Consider the following 12515-nt stretch of genomic DNA (forward strand, 5'->3'; position numbering starts at 1 on the left):
TTGACGGTTATGACTTTGAGCACTGCCGATCTTCCCGGGCACGAGGGGTTCGTCGCGCCCGTTCTGCCCGACGGCGAGCTGGCCTCGTCCTCCAGCGCCTTCACCAGGACGTTCGTCGGATACCAGGCCGCCTGTTCGTGCGGATGGACCGATCGGCGGCGGTATCCGGCGACGCCGGAGGGGGCCAAGGAGGCGGAGTACCGGTGGTGGAGCAGGCACACGCCGCCGCTGCTCGCCGCCGCCCCGCCCGGCTGGCTGGTGACCAGGTCGAACCTGCTGTGCGAGCAGGTCGTCAAGCTCGCGGCCGACCGGCCGCTGGCCGCGCTCACCCTGCTGTCCCAGGTGGAGAGCTGGCAGCGGACGCTGCTCGACCAGGCCGTCGCCGGGGCGCGGGACAACGGCGCCTCCTGGGCGGAGATCGGGGAGGCCATGGGGATCTCCAAGCAGGCGGCCCACGAGCGTTTCAGGGCCCAGGTGAGCCAGTAGCGCCCGTTCAGGCCGGTACGAGCGCCTTGGAGCGGTCGGCGACCATCCGTACGGCGAAGATGCCGAGCACGGTGCCCATCGCGTACCGCTGCACCCGCAGCCACACCGGACGGCGGGCGAGGAAGGCGGCGAGGCCGCCGGCCGAGATCGCGATCAGTGCGTTGACCAGCGTGCCGATCGCGATCTGCACCGAGCCGAGCGCGAGGCTCTGCAGCAGCACGTGCCCCATGGCGGGGTCGATGAACTGCGGCAGCAGCGACAGGTACAGGATCGCGATCTTCGGGTTCAGCAGGCAGGTGAACAGCCCCATGGCGAACAGTTTCCGCGGCCTCTCGACCGCCAGCTCGCGCGGCTGGAAGACCGAGGCGCCGCCCGGCCTGACCGCGTTCCAGGCCATCCAGAGCAGGTACGCGGCCCCGGCCAGCTTCAGCGCCGTGTAGGCCACCGGCACGTACGCGAACACGGCCGTCAGCCCGAGGCACGTCGCCGTCAGGTACGCCATGAACCCCAGCGCGACGCCGACGAGCGAGATCAGCCCGGCACGACGCCCCTGGCTGATCGAGCGGGAGACCAGATAGATCATGTTCGGTCCGGGCGTCAGAACCATGCCCAGGGACACCAGCGCGATCCCCACCAAGCCACCCGTCATGGCGGCAGATTAGCTGACAAGTCGCAGAAAATCCCAGTCCCATACATTGCCTTGCGTAATCACCCGACTACGGGGGATGACACAGGGCATGCAGTTCGACGATGACGCGCCCCTCGACCCCTCACAGGTCGAGGACGTCCGGGCCTCCGGCTCCCAGCCCGGCCGGGGCGGTGGCGGCTGGGGCGGGATGCCGGGCGGCGGCTGCATGTTGCCCATCGGCGGCCGTGGCGGCGGCTGCCTGCTGCTGGTCCTGGCGGTGGCCGGGCTGTTCCTGTTCAAGCTCGCCCCCACGCCGTTCAGCGGCGACGAGGGCGGCGAGCAGGGCGGCGGACGCTACCCGAGCGCCCCCGGCCAGCTCTCCCCCAGCGGCAACCTGGCCGAACGCTGCCGTACGGGCGCCGACGCCGACCAGGCGGAGGACTGCCGGATCGTCGGCACGGTGAACAGCATCCAGTCCTACTGGCGGCAGGAGTTCAAGGAACGCGACAAGCAGTACACGCCGGCCAAGACCGTGCTGTTCTCGCGGGCCGTGAACACCGGCTGCGGCCCCGCCGACTCGGCCGTGGGCCCGTTCTACTGCCCGCCCGACCGCAAGGTCTACCTGGACCTGGCCTTCTTCGACACGCTCCAGCGCGACTTCGGCGCCGAGGGCGGCCCGTTCGCCCAGGCGTACGTGGTCGCCCACGAGTACGGCCACCACGTCCAGAACCTGCTCGGCACCATGGACAAGGTCGGCAACAACAGCAGGCCGGGCGCCGGCAGCGCGTCCGTGCGCCTGGAGCTGCAGGCCGACTGCTACGCCGGCGTCTGGGCGCACAACGCGGTCAAGACGGGCTTCTACCGCGAGCCGTTCACGCAGGCCGACATCAACCAGGCCCTCGACGCCGCCGCGGCGGTCGGCGACGACAGCATCCAGCGCCGCTCGCAGGGCCGCGTCACGCCCGACGCGTTCACCCACGGCACCTCGCAGCAACGCGAGAAGTGGTTCAGCGTCGGGTACGACAGCGGCCTCCCGGACAGATGTGACACCTTCTCGAATGGCATCTAGGCGCCCTCCTGGGGAAGTCCTCTAGCGGGCAGCACCCAGAAGGGACGTCAGATATGGATTTCAAGGACGACGTCAACCTCGACTCGTCGCAGGTCGAGGACGTCGGCGGTCGCGGTGGCGGCGGGTTCTCGGGCGGCGGCTTCCCCGGCGGCATGGTCCTCGGGGGCGGCGGCATCGTCGGCCTGATCGCCTTAGTGCTGGTCTTCGTGCTCAACAACCTGGGCGGCGGGGACGGCGGCGGCGAGCCGGCGCAGAAGCAACCCCCGGCCAAACTCGCCGAGGAGTGCAAGACGGGCAAGGACGCCGACCAGTCGGAGAAGTGCCGCGTCGTGGGCGTGGTCAACAGCATCCAGGACTACTGGAAGCAGGAGATCTCCGACTACCGGCCGTCGAAGACGGTCCTGTACTCCGGCAGCCTCCGTACCGGCTGCGGCGCGGCCAGCTCCGCCGTCGGGCCGTTCTACTGCCCGAGCGACCAGCGCGTCTACCTCGACCTGAGCTTCTTCGACCAGCTCCACAGCCAGTTCGGCGCCAAGGGCGGCCCCTTCGCCCAGGCGTACGTGATCGCCCACGAATACGGCCATCACGTCCAGGACCTGCGCGGCGCCCTCCAGTCGGACACCGGCAGCTCGGTCCCCGTCGAGCTCCAGGCCGACTGTTACGCGGGCGTCTGGGCGCACAACGCCGTCCGCACCGGCTTCTACGAAAAGCCGTTCACCCAGACGGAAATCGCCGAGGCCCTGGACGCCGCGGCCGCCGTGGGCGACGACAGAATCCAGCAACGCACGAGCGGCAGAATCGATCCCGAATCGTTTACCCACGGCTCGTCCGAGCAACGCGTCAACGCCTTCCAGCGCGGCTACCAAAACGGCCGGCCGGGCGACTGTGAACAGTCTGAGCTGGGCCGATAGCCCCCGACAACGCAGCAGCTCGAATTCTCTCCTAAAATGAGGTGGGTGATCTTCAAGCTCGTCGGCGACGGACGCCCTTATCCCGAACACGGTCTGACGAACCGAGAGTGGGCGCAGATCCCTCCCAGGCAGGTCCGGCTCGACTCGTTGATCACCACGAAGGCCATGCTGGACCTGCACTCGTTGCTCGCCGCCGACTCCACTTTCTACGGCGACCTGTTCCCGCACGTGGTGCAGTGGCAGGGCGAGCTCTATCTGGAGGACGGCCTCCACCGGGCCCTGCGCGCGGCCCTGCACCAACGGTCGATCCTGCACGCCAGGGTCCTGGATCTGCCCAACTGAAACGCGCCGAAAAAGGGAGCCGCCATTCGCGGCTCCCTTTTTCATGTGTCAACCTGATCGACGTGCCGTGTGTCACGTCCGCGTCTTTCAACATCGTTCGGAGAATGCCGTGTCGTATCCACCGCCACACGGGTCGTGGCCACCACCCGGATACGGTCCGCCGCCCTACTACTCGCAGCCGCCGGCGCACGAGTACGTCGAGGAGCCCGAGCCGCTCGACAATCGCAACCTGATCGTGCTGCTGGCCATCGGGCTGCCGCTGCTGCTTTTGAGCGCCTGCGGCGCGCTGTTCTTCGTCCTGACCGACGACGGCCGCCCGGAGGCCCGCGTCGGGGAGACGGTCCAGACGCAGGTCGTCGAGGACAGCCCGCCGGACATCCAGCTCAACCTGAATCCGCCGGCCGACGGGCCCACCCAGCAGCCCTGAGGGCAAAAGAAAAGGGCCTCCGAGGTCGTCGGAGGCCCGATGGCGGTGGTGGTGGGATTTGAACCCACGGATGAGTTGCCCCATCACACGCTTTCGAGGCGTGCGCCCTCGGCCACTAGGCGACACCACCGCGGACGAGCTTACCGGATTCTCCGAGTAGCGAAGAACTCCTTCAGGACGGCAGAGCATTCTCCGGCCAAGACGCCCATGACGACCTCGGGCCGATGGTTGAGCCTCCGGTCGCGTACGACGTCCCAGAGCGAGCCCACGGCGCCGGCCTTCGCGTCGACGGCGCCGTACACGATCCGGTCGACCCGGGCGAGCACGGACGCGCCGGCGCACATCGTGCACGGCTCCAGCGTGACCACCAGCGTGCAGCCGCTCAGCCGCCACTGCCCGCGCAGCGCGGCGGCCCGCCTGAGCGCGAGCACCTCGGCGTGCGCGGTGGGATCGGCGGCGGACTCGCGGTCGTTGCCCGCCGCGGCCAGCACCTCGCCGAGCGGGCCGAGCACGACGGCGCCGACGGGGATCTCGCCCCTGCCGCCGGCCGCGACGGCCTCGGCCAGGGCCAGGCGCATCGCTTCCTCGTGGGTCAACGCAACCGGTCGAGCTCGTCGGCGAACGACAGCCGTTCGGCGATCACCGAGAGGATGTCGGCGGGCAGCAGGCCCTCCTCCATGCTCAGCTCCAGCAGCTCCTCCGAGCTCACGCCGAGGTCGCTGAGCAGCTCGAAGTCACCGGCGGGACGCACGCCGAGCCCGTTGCCCTCCTTGTCGGGGGCCGCGCCGGCGAACTCGGCGAACAACTCGCCCATGCTGTTGGAGGTGATCGCGTGCACGTCCGACAGGAACACCCGGGGCTCGTCCTCGCCGCGGTAGCGGGCGATCGCGAACCATTCGTCCTCGACCTCGACGCAGAGCAGGGCCAGCTCGTCGCCCGTCAGGCCCAGGGTCTCGATGACGGCGTCACCGAAGTCGTCGACGATCTCCGCGTCCCGCAGATCGACCTCTGCGCCGGTCCAGCCATCAGAAGTCCTGACAAAAGCCGCAGAGAAGGTGTTGGACGCCATGCCCGCACTCCAGGGGGGTCAGCCGAAGACCGATTCGATGGCACGCTCGAACGGCTCGGAGAAGCCGAGCCGCGCGGCGATGCTGGACAGCACATCTTCGGGGAGGAGATCGATGTCGCCGGAGAGGATGCCCAGCTCCATCTCGTCCAATCCGAGATCGGCGAAGATCGACAGATCTCCCGCCGGCAGCACGGTCTCCTCGTCCTGGAGGATCTCGTCGAGCTCCTCCTCGTCGGGGACCGGCACGTCGAGGTAGTGCAGCACCTGGCGGGCGAGCGGGAAGTCCCAGGAGGCGGCGATGTCGGACAGGAAGACGTCGACGCGGTCGCCGAGCACGCGCAGCGCCACGAAGAACTCGTCGCCGACGGCGATCAGGCCGATGGTGCCGCTCTCGCTCGGCTGCTGCCTGAGGGCCTGGATCAGGCCCTGGAGGTCGGACGTGAGCGTGACGGGCAGCAGCTCAGCGTGCCACCGCTCGTCCTCGCGGTAAATCACTATGGCGAAGTCGAGCGCATCTTCGTCTGTCATCGCCATCCCCACCCGAGCCTCTGACACGACAGGTTCGCACCAGACCCCAATCGTTCCAGAACAGGCCACGCGGCGTGTGCTTCTCCGACCAAATTGTGATCAAAACCAAAGGCCCGGGATGCCACCACTCCGTCCACCGGATACCGTTGGCCTCTATGGAAACCCTCGTCGTCGACCATCCGCTCGTGGCCCACAAGCTCACCACGCTGCGCGATGTCCGCACCGACTCGCCGACCTTCCGCAGGCTCGCGGACGAGCTGGTGACGCTGCTGGCGTACGAGGCGACGCGCGACGTCCGGGTCACCGACGTGACCGTCCAGACCCCGGTCTCCCCCGCCCACGGGGTGCGCCTGGCCAAGCCCCAGCCGCTGGTCGTGCCCATTCTGCGCGCCGGGCTCGGCATGCTCGACGGCATGACCCGGCTGCTGCCCACCGCCGAGGTCGGCTTCCTCGGCATGATCCGCAACGAGTCCACCCTCCAGGCCGAGACGTACGCCACCCGCCTGCCCGACGACCTGTCCGGGCGTCAGTGCTTCGTCGTCGACCCGATGCTCGCCACCGGCGGCACGCTCGCCGCGGCCGTGCAGTTCCTGTTCGACCGGGGCGCGGTCGACGTCACGGCCATCTGCCTGCTGGCCGCCCCCGAGGGTCTGGCGTACATGGACAAGGTGTTCGCCAACTCGGGCAAGCCCATCCGCGTGGTCACCGCCGCCCTCGACGAGCGGCTCAACGAGAGCGGCTACATCGTCCCGGGCCTCGGCGACGCCGGCGACCGCCTCTACGGCGTGGTCTGACCCTTCCATCGGCTCCCCTTCTCCTTACGCTGGGTCGTCACTTCGTTACATACTGTGGTTGGGTGGGTACGAAGAGACAGGAAGGGAACTTCCGCATGCGCGTGGGGGAAGCACGATGAGCGACATGCCCGGTGCCGAGGAGTCCTCGTGAACGAGCGAGCGACCGGCAACAGCAGTGCCCCGTCTCATGCGACCGGCACAGGAGGGCGCATGAGCGAGCACACCGAGGCCGACCCGACCCCGTACGCGGAGGTCGAGGCCGCGCTGCGCGACGAGTTCGCCGGCGTGCATTCCTCCACCACCGTAACGCGCTGTGTGGAAGCAGCGCACTACGGCGCGCTGGAGGTAACCGGCTATGCGCATCCGAGCCTTGTGGAGCGCATCGCCCGGAAGCACCTTCACGTCCTGGCGCTGGTCGCCAGCGAACGTGGCTAAGCAAGATCAAAACTAACCCGCCAAGTTACCTTTACCCCGGCTACCGGGTGGGTAATGTATACGGCGGGTGGAGTGGGTTAGTGGCACGGAGGCGACAGTGCAGGTCAAAAAAGTCCTCACATACAGTGGGATCGCATTTGTGGCGTACTACCTGTTCGCACGACCAGCTGATGCCGCAGACGCGGTGAAGGGGGCGTTCGACACAGTGTTCAACGCGGCCGACTCTCTGGCCCAATTTGTGAACAACCTCGCATGAGACTGGTGACCCACGGGGACTCTGCTCCGTCGTCGGTCAACCGCTACCTCCTCCCCAATGAACAACAGGTCATCATGGTGCGGCGTCATCCCGCCGTGCTGCTGCGTCCGGTCGCCGAGGTCTTCGGCGGCCTGATCATCGCCGGGCTCCTCAGCAAGTTCTTCGGTGGAGGGGAGTCCGGCGGCACGGCGCTCGTCGTGGTGTGGTGGCTGTGGCTGCTGCTGCTCGTGCGTTTCGTGTGGAAAGTCGCGGAGTGGTCGGTCGATTACTTTGTGGTGACGTCCAAGCGGATGTTGCTCACCACGGGGTTGATCACGCGCAAGGTCGCGATGATGCCGCTCGGCAAGGTCACCGACATGAGCTTCCAGCGATCTCTCCTGGGCCGCATGCTCGGTTACGGCGAGTTCATCCTCGAGTCCGCTGGTCAGGACCAGGCTCTGTCAACGGTCGAGTACATTCCGTATCCGGAGACCCTCTACCTGGAGGTCTGCCAGATGCTTTTCCCCAGCAAGGACGAGAGCGACGATTAATCTCCGCGTGGCAAATTCTTCACGCGGGGATACCAGATTCGGCTACTTCATGCAATCATTGCGTGTTGTTGACCCTTCCCCGCCTTGAGAGATGAGATGCCGAGTCAGGGAACCATCGGTGACCGCGTCCGTGGACTGCGGCTGAACAGGCGGATGTCCCAGGCCCAGTTGGCCGGACCCGACCTGTCTGACAGTTATGTCTCGCTCATCGAGTCGGGCAAGCGTACGCCGACTCCTGTCGTGGCCCGCCTCCTCGCCGAGCGGCTGGGATGCACCACCGAGTTCCTCCTGCACGGCATCGAGCCGCGACAGCGCATCGACACCGAGCTGGGTCTTCGCCATGCCGAGCTTGAGCTGCAGCACGGCGACCCCGCGGTGGCGGCCGACCGCTTCACGGAGATCGTGAAGGCGGCCGACGAGGAGAACGCCATGCTCACCGCGCACGCCCGCTTCGGCCGGGCCCGTGCGCTGGAGGTCCAGGGGCGTCTCGGTCAGGCCGTCGAGGCGTTCGAACGGCTGCGCAGGGAGGCCGCCGCGCATCCCGAGCGCCTGGCCGACCTGCCGCTCACGATCGCGCTGAGCCGCTGCTACCAACGGGCCGGCGACCGGCTGAGGGCCCGTGACCTGGCCGCGTCCGCGCTGGAGCAGGCCGAGCGGCTGTCCATCTCGCAGGGCGAGATCGCGGTCGACCTGGCCACCGCTCTGGTCGAGGCGCGCAGCGAGCGTCAGGGCGACTCCCCCGAGCTCGAGTACGTCAAGCGGGTGCTGGACAACAGCGGCGTTCCTGAAGTTATGGACCGTTCCGAGGAGATCCACGCCCTGTGGCAGGCGAGCTCCGCCGCCGCCGCCGGCGAGGACTCCGCGCTGGCCGTGCGCCTGGCCGACGACGCCATCATGGCGGGCCGTCAGTCCCGGCTCGCGCTGCAGCTCGCGCGGGCGGCCATGCACTGGTCCAGGCTGGTCACCGCGCCGCTCGACGAGGCCGAGCGGCTGGCCGCCGCGGCGTCGCGCGCCTTCGCGTCCTCCCCCGGCAGCGTCCGCGAGCACGGCGAGAGCCTGGTCGCGCACGCTCGGGTGCGGCTGCGGGCGGGCGACCAGGCGGGTGCCGCCGAGCTGGCCACCGCGGCGCTGGGGCTGGCCCACGACGGTTCGGGCACCACGCCGGCCGAGGCGAACCTCGTGCTCGCCACGGTCGCGCTCGACCTCGACGGCAGTGCCACGACGCAGCTGCGCACCGCGCACGAGATGCTCGACTCGCTCGACCGTCCGGTGTTCGGGTCCGACAGGCAGGCCGCCCGCTGCTGGCGCGAGCTGGGTGACCTCTATGGCAGGGTCGGGGAAAGAGCACAGCAGACCGCCGCATATCGTAAAGCCCTTGAAGCTGCCGGAGTTCGCTCCGCGTTGGCAGGGGTGACGGTCGAGGCCACGGTCGCGCACTGAACCTCCGGGAGCTCCAGATTTGGACTTTTGAGTCTGGAATAATTAGGGTCGACCAGTCATTGACTCATAGGATGATTGGTTTCCCCGGAGGAGGCGGACTGTGAGTCTGCGTACGGCGCAGCGGGCTTCGCTCGTCGACCAGGTGATCGATCAGCTCAAGGAGCAGATCACCTCAGGGTCGTGGCAGATGAACGGCAAGATCCCCACCGAGACCGTGCTCGCCGAGCAGCTCGGAGTGGGACGCAACACCGTTCGCGAGGCCGTGCGCGCGTTGACGCACGCCGGGCTGCTCGAGTGCCGTCAGGGGGACGGCACTTACGTCCGGGCGACCAGCGAGCTGTCCGGGGCGATGCTGCGCCGGCTGCGCCAGGCCGAGCAGCTGGAGATCCTTGAGGTGCGGCGCGCGCTGGAGGTCGAGTCCGCCCGGCTGGCCGCGACCCGCCGCACCGACGAGGACATCCGCCGCATCGAGGCCGCGCTGGCCGAACGCGACCGCGCCTGGGAGCTGGACGACCCCGACTTCTTCGTCGAGGCCGACCTCGCCTTCCACATGGCGGTCGCGCACGCCACCCACAACCTCGTGCTCATCGACCTCTACGAGGACTTCTCGGCGGCCCTGCGGGCCAGCATCACGGCCGCGGGCACGTCGTTCAACAAGAGCTACATCCCGCACGACGCCATCGCCCGCGCCATCGCGGCCGGCGACGCCACCGCGGCCGAGCGGGCCGGGCACGCCTGCATGGAGCACATCCTCATCGCCCTCACCGACTCCTGACCGGCCCTCAGGCGGCGGGGCGCAGCTCGGCCGCATGGTCCTTGGCGAACTCGGCGAAGGTGCGGCCCGGGCGCCCGGTCACGTCGGTGAAGGCCGTCGTCGTGAAGTCCCCCCAGTTCGCGGTGTACGCCGTGAGGTACTCCCTGGTGACGGCCGCGTCCCATTCGCGCAGGCCGGCGTCGATCATCGAGCGGTAGGCGTCGTCGGGGGCGACGGGCTGGTAGGCGATCGGCGTGCCGTAGACGTCGGTCAGGGCGGTGGCCGCCTCCCCCATCGAGATGCTGGCCGGGCCGGTGAGCGTGTAGGTGCGGCCCTTGTGGGAGGCCGGGTCGCGCAGCACCGCGGCGGCGAAGTCGCCGATGTCGCGGACGTCGATCAGCCCGATCCGGCCCTCGCCCGTGCCGCCGTAGAGGGTGTCGCCGGCGACCGAGCCGAACAGGTTCTGCATGAAGAAGGCCGGGCGGATGACGGTCCAGTCGAGGCCCGAGGCGGCCAGCTCGACGTCCGACAGGGCATGCAGGCGGCCGTTGCGCGTGGGGGCGTCGTGAGCGGCTCCGATGGCCGACAGGCGCACGACGTGACGCACCCCCGCCTTCCGGGCCGCCCAGAGGGCGTTCATGCTCGCATGGGGCGCCTGGGGGCCCATGGCGGTCAGCAGCCACAGGGTGTCGACCCCCTCGAAGGCGGCGTCGAGCGTGGCGGGCTGGTCGAGGTCGCCGACGGCCACCTCGACGCCCTCGGGGGCCTTGGCCGCGTCACGCACCAGGACGCGCACGTCGCTCAGGTCGCCCAGCGACTTCAGCACGGCCCCGGAGACGGTGCCGGTGGCACCGGTGATCAGGATGGTCATCGCAATGTCCCTTCTTCTGCGGAGATCAACTCGTCGATCAGGTCGAAGAACTTCTGGATACCGGGCAGGTTCGCGCCCTTGGCACGGGAGGCGGCGAAGTCGTCGCCCGAGCGCCAGTCGACGACGTCCAGCCATTCGTCGTCGGACAGGCGGACCAGCCGGGCGCCGAGGAAGCCGGCGCGGTCGGCCGTGAAGTCGGCGAGCATGCCCGGACGGGCCGCCAGCAACTGGTCGGCGCGTTCCGGGGACACTCTGAATCTGGTGAGTTCCACCGTCGTGGTCATGGCACGACGATATAGTAAGAATCAGTGACAGTCAAAATCAGTGACTAATTGGAGGGCCGACACGTGCGCAGGAGTCATCGCAAGCAGGACGAACCAGATCTCGGGGTCCTGGCGGGGCGCACGCTCTTCGCCCTGCAGCGCGACCTGTTCGCCAAGCTGGCCGAGCAGGGGCATCCGGGGCTGCGGCCGCGGCACGGCGCCGTGCTGGCCTACCTGGACGAGGAGGGCAGCAGGGCGACCGACCTGGCCGCGCAGTCGGGGCAGCACAAGCAGGTGATCGGCACGCTGGTGGACGAGCTGGTCGCGCTCGGCTACGTGGAGCGGCAGCCCGACCCCGCGGACCGGCGGGCCAAGCTGATCGTGCCGACGGACAGGGCGCTGGACCACATGGCGAGGTCGGACGCGATCATCGCCGAGATGGAGGCCGCGCACGCACGGGCCGTGGGCGAGCAGGCGTACGCGGAGTTCAAGAGGGTCTTCAAGCTGGTCGCCGAGCGGCAGACGGGCACGGCGGAGTGACGGCCGCTCAGGTCAGGCGCAGCGACATGACCAGGTAGCGGAAGGCGGGCTGGGCGTCGCCCGGCACGTCCTGGATGAGGGCGGGCCTGGTCGGCGACTCCATGTTGATCCTGGCCAGCTCGCTCTCGATGCCGGTCAGGCCGTCGAGCAGGAACTGCGACTGGAAGGCGATCTGGATGTCGTCGCCGCGCAGCTCGCAGGGGACCACCTCGGTGCCGCGCCCGATGTCGCCGCCGCCCGCCTGGATCAGCACCTGGCCCTGCGAGAACGACAGCCGGATCGCGGTGTTGCGCTCGGCCACCAGGGCCACCCGCTTGATCGCGTTGACGAACGGCGTCACCGCGACGTCGGCCCTGATCGACCAGTCGGAGGTCAGCCTGGCCCGGTAGTCGATGAACTGCTCGTCGAGCAGGCGCACGGTGGTGCTGCGGCCGACGCTCTCGAACCCGGCCACGCCGTCGCCCATCGCGACCGACACCTCGCCGCCGCGCAGTGACTTGGCCACCTCGACCAGCACCTTCGCCGGCACCATGGCCGAGACGGCGACGTCGGGCGCGGCCGGACGCCAGGTGAAGTCGCGGGCGGCGATGCGGTAGCGGTCGGTGGAGGCCATCGCCACGGACTCGCCCTCGATGTCGACCCGGATGCCGGTGAGCATCGGCAGCGTGTCGTCGCGGCTGGCGGCGGGCGCGACCTGGCTCACGGCGGAGGCGAACACGCCGCCGCCGATCGCGCCGATGCTCGGGGGCATCGTCGGCAGGGCCGGGAAGTCCTCGACCGGCATCGTGATCAGCCCGAACTCGGCGCTTCCGCAGGTCAGCACGGCCTCGGCACCTTCGGTGACGATCTCGACGTCTTCGGCCGGCAGGCTGCGGCTGATCTCGGCGAGCAGGCGGCCGGGGATGAGCACGCTCCCGGGCTCGGCCACGTCGGCGTCGACCAGGGCGCGCGCGGAGACGTCGTAGTCGAAGGCGGACAGGGTCAGCTCGTCGCCCGCCTCCAGCAGCAACCCGGAAAGTACGGGCACCACCGGGCGGCTGGGCAGGACTCTGGCGGCCCATGCCACCGCATCTGCCAGTACATCGCGGTTAACCCGGATCTTCACGAGGATCCACCCTTTCGTCGCGCCGTGCCTCTATGAAAATAGCCGCTCCCACCGACAACTCCGGCTG

The 12515-nt window shown here is 69.0% G+C and carries 18 protein-coding genes and 1 tRNA gene; 11 read left to right on the plus strand and 8 right to left on the minus strand.

All coding sequences use genetic code 11. The features are described 5' to 3' along the window. Window positions 1-9 precede the first annotated feature (9 nt). On the plus strand, window positions 10-486 hold the full coding sequence (locus ABZ459_RS23825; RefSeq protein ID WP_357973902.1) for a hypothetical protein: 477 nt from the start codon (window positions 10-12) through the stop codon (window positions 484-486). 7 nt (window positions 487-493) lie between these two features. On the opposite strand, the gene ABZ459_RS23830 is transcribed toward ABZ459_RS23825, so the two are convergent. Continuing rightward, window positions 494-1135: a LysE family translocator gene (locus ABZ459_RS23830; protein ID WP_357973905.1), complete on the minus strand. Its 642-nt coding sequence runs from the start codon at window positions 1133-1135 to the stop codon at window positions 494-496. 88 nt (window positions 1136-1223) lie between these two features. Here ABZ459_RS23830 and ABZ459_RS23835 point away from each other — a divergent pair, with 88 nt between their 5' ends. The 4 genes from ABZ459_RS23835 to ABZ459_RS23850 all read left to right on the plus strand — a co-directional run bounded on the left by ABZ459_RS23835 (window position 1224) and on the right by ABZ459_RS23850 (window position 3863). Further along, a complete protein-coding gene (locus ABZ459_RS23835; RefSeq protein WP_357973908.1) occupies window positions 1224-2183 on the plus strand; it encodes a neutral zinc metallopeptidase in 960 nt (319 codons plus the stop codon). A gap of 53 nt (window positions 2184-2236) precedes the next feature. After that, complete coding sequence (locus ABZ459_RS23840; RefSeq protein ID WP_357973910.1) at window positions 2237-3094, plus strand: neutral zinc metallopeptidase; 858 nt, start codon at window positions 2237-2239, stop codon at window positions 3092-3094. 45 nt (window positions 3095-3139) lie between these two features. Continuing rightward, on the plus strand, window positions 3140-3436 hold the full coding sequence (locus ABZ459_RS23845; RefSeq protein ID WP_352318431.1) for a type II toxin-antitoxin system VapB family antitoxin: 297 nt from the start codon (window positions 3140-3142) through the stop codon (window positions 3434-3436). Window positions 3437-3545: 109 nt separating this feature from the next. Beyond that, on the plus strand, window positions 3546-3863 hold the full coding sequence (locus ABZ459_RS23850) for a hypothetical protein (RefSeq protein ID WP_357973912.1): 318 nt from the start codon (window positions 3546-3548) through the stop codon (window positions 3861-3863). A gap of 40 nt (window positions 3864-3903) precedes the next feature. On the opposite strand, the gene ABZ459_RS23855 is transcribed toward ABZ459_RS23850, so the two are convergent. From ABZ459_RS23855 to ABZ459_RS23870, 4 genes are all read right to left on the minus strand, one after another. Further along, window positions 3904-3993, minus strand: a tRNA-Ser gene (locus ABZ459_RS23855). 10 nt (window positions 3994-4003) lie between these two features. Beyond that, the gene (gene tadA, locus ABZ459_RS23860; RefSeq protein WP_357973914.1) at window positions 4004-4459 is read right to left on the minus strand and encodes a tRNA adenosine(34) deaminase TadA; all 456 of its coding nucleotides are present in this window, start codon (window positions 4457-4459) and stop codon (window positions 4004-4006) included. Beyond that, on the minus strand, window positions 4456-4932 hold the full coding sequence (locus tag ABZ459_RS23865; protein WP_357973916.1) for a tRNA adenosine deaminase-associated protein: 477 nt from the start codon (window positions 4930-4932) through the stop codon (window positions 4456-4458). Before ABZ459_RS23865 ends, tadA begins: the two co-directional genes overlap by 4 nt. Window positions 4933-4950: 18 nt before the next feature. Next, complete coding sequence (locus ABZ459_RS23870) at window positions 4951-5460, minus strand: tRNA adenosine deaminase-associated protein (protein WP_357973918.1); 510 nt, start codon at window positions 5458-5460, stop codon at window positions 4951-4953. Between the two features lie 155 nt (window positions 5461-5615). On the opposite strand from ABZ459_RS23870, the gene upp reads away from it, so the two are divergent. The 5 genes from upp (at window position 5616) to ABZ459_RS23895 (ending at window position 9690) form a co-directional block, all read left to right on the plus strand. Beyond that, window positions 5616-6254, plus strand: coding sequence for a uracil phosphoribosyltransferase (upp, locus tag ABZ459_RS23875; RefSeq protein WP_357973920.1), 639 nt, complete (start codon window positions 5616-5618; stop codon window positions 6252-6254). Between the two features lie 210 nt (window positions 6255-6464). Further along, window positions 6465-6689, plus strand: a complete 225-nt coding sequence (locus tag ABZ459_RS23880) for a hypothetical protein (protein ID WP_352318442.1) — start codon at window positions 6465-6467, stop codon at window positions 6687-6689. A 252-nt stretch (window positions 6690-6941) separates the two neighbouring features. Continuing rightward, window positions 6942-7475 carry a PH domain-containing protein gene (locus tag ABZ459_RS23885; RefSeq protein WP_357973922.1) on the plus strand — a complete coding sequence of 178 codons (534 nt, stop codon included), beginning with the start codon at window positions 6942-6944 and terminating at the stop codon, window positions 7473-7475. Window positions 7476-7571: 96 nt separating this feature from the next. After that, complete coding sequence (locus ABZ459_RS23890) at window positions 7572-8915, plus strand: helix-turn-helix transcriptional regulator (RefSeq protein WP_357973924.1); 1344 nt, start codon at window positions 7572-7574, stop codon at window positions 8913-8915. Window positions 8916-9015: 100 nt separating this feature from the next. Next, window positions 9016-9690, plus strand: coding sequence for a FadR/GntR family transcriptional regulator (locus ABZ459_RS23895; protein ID WP_352318450.1), 675 nt, complete (start codon window positions 9016-9018; stop codon window positions 9688-9690). A 7-nt stretch (window positions 9691-9697) separates the two neighbouring features. On the opposite strand, the gene ABZ459_RS23900 is transcribed toward ABZ459_RS23895, so the two are convergent. Next, window positions 9698-10540: an SDR family oxidoreductase gene (locus tag ABZ459_RS23900; RefSeq protein ID WP_357973926.1), complete on the minus strand. Its 843-nt coding sequence runs from the start codon at window positions 10538-10540 to the stop codon at window positions 9698-9700. Next, window positions 10537-10824, minus strand: coding sequence for an antibiotic biosynthesis monooxygenase (locus tag ABZ459_RS23905; protein ID WP_357973929.1), 288 nt, complete (start codon window positions 10822-10824; stop codon window positions 10537-10539). Before ABZ459_RS23905 ends, ABZ459_RS23900 begins: the two co-directional genes overlap by 4 nt. Before the next feature lie 63 nt (window positions 10825-10887). On the opposite strand from ABZ459_RS23905, the gene ABZ459_RS23910 reads away from it, so the two are divergent. Further along, window positions 10888-11343, plus strand: a complete 456-nt coding sequence (locus tag ABZ459_RS23910; RefSeq protein WP_357973933.1) for a helix-turn-helix domain-containing protein — start codon at window positions 10888-10890, stop codon at window positions 11341-11343. Window positions 11344-11350: 7 nt separating this feature from the next. Here the strand turns inward: ABZ459_RS23910 and dnaN are convergent, their stop codons facing one another. Then, on the minus strand, window positions 11351-12448 hold the full coding sequence (dnaN, locus tag ABZ459_RS23915; RefSeq protein WP_357973936.1) for a DNA polymerase III subunit beta: 1098 nt from the start codon (window positions 12446-12448) through the stop codon (window positions 11351-11353). Window positions 12449-12515: the final 67 nt, after the last annotated feature.

Origin of the sequence: Nonomuraea sp. NPDC005692 (genome assembly GCF_040631115.1) — a bacterium.
GTDB lineage: Bacteria > Actinomycetota > Actinomycetes > Streptosporangiales > Streptosporangiaceae > Nonomuraea.

Excerpts from the sequence above, each read along its gene's own strand:
- ABZ459_RS23825 (WP_357973902.1), top strand. The coding sequence starts at position 10 with ATGACTTTGAGCACTGCCGATCTTCCCGGGCACGAGGGGTTCGTCGCG.
- ABZ459_RS23830 (WP_357973905.1), bottom strand. The coding sequence starts at position 1,135 with ATGACGGGTGGCTTGGTGGGGATCGCGCTGGTGTCCCTGGGCATGGTT.
- ABZ459_RS23835 (WP_357973908.1), top strand. The coding sequence starts at position 1,224 with ATGCAGTTCGACGATGACGCGCCCCTCGACCCCTCACAGGTCGAGGAC.
- ABZ459_RS23840 (WP_357973910.1), top strand. The coding sequence starts at position 2,237 with ATGGATTTCAAGGACGACGTCAACCTCGACTCGTCGCAGGTCGAGGAC.
- ABZ459_RS23865 (WP_357973916.1), bottom strand. The coding sequence starts at position 4,932 with ATGGCGTCCAACACCTTCTCTGCGGCTTTTGTCAGGACTTCTGATGGC.
- ABZ459_RS23870 (WP_357973918.1), bottom strand. The coding sequence starts at position 5,460 with ATGACAGACGAAGATGCGCTCGACTTCGCCATAGTGATTTACCGCGAG.
- upp (WP_357973920.1), top strand. The coding sequence starts at position 5,616 with ATGGAAACCCTCGTCGTCGACCATCCGCTCGTGGCCCACAAGCTCACC.
- ABZ459_RS23880 (WP_352318442.1), top strand. The coding sequence starts at position 6,465 with ATGAGCGAGCACACCGAGGCCGACCCGACCCCGTACGCGGAGGTCGAG.
- ABZ459_RS23885 (WP_357973922.1), top strand. The coding sequence starts at position 6,942 with ATGAGACTGGTGACCCACGGGGACTCTGCTCCGTCGTCGGTCAACCGC.
- ABZ459_RS23890 (WP_357973924.1), top strand. The coding sequence starts at position 7,572 with ATGCCGAGTCAGGGAACCATCGGTGACCGCGTCCGTGGACTGCGGCTG.
- ABZ459_RS23900 (WP_357973926.1), bottom strand. The coding sequence starts at position 10,540 with ATGACCATCCTGATCACCGGTGCCACCGGCACCGTCTCCGGGGCCGTG.
- ABZ459_RS23905 (WP_357973929.1), bottom strand. The coding sequence starts at position 10,824 with ATGACCACGACGGTGGAACTCACCAGATTCAGAGTGTCCCCGGAACGC.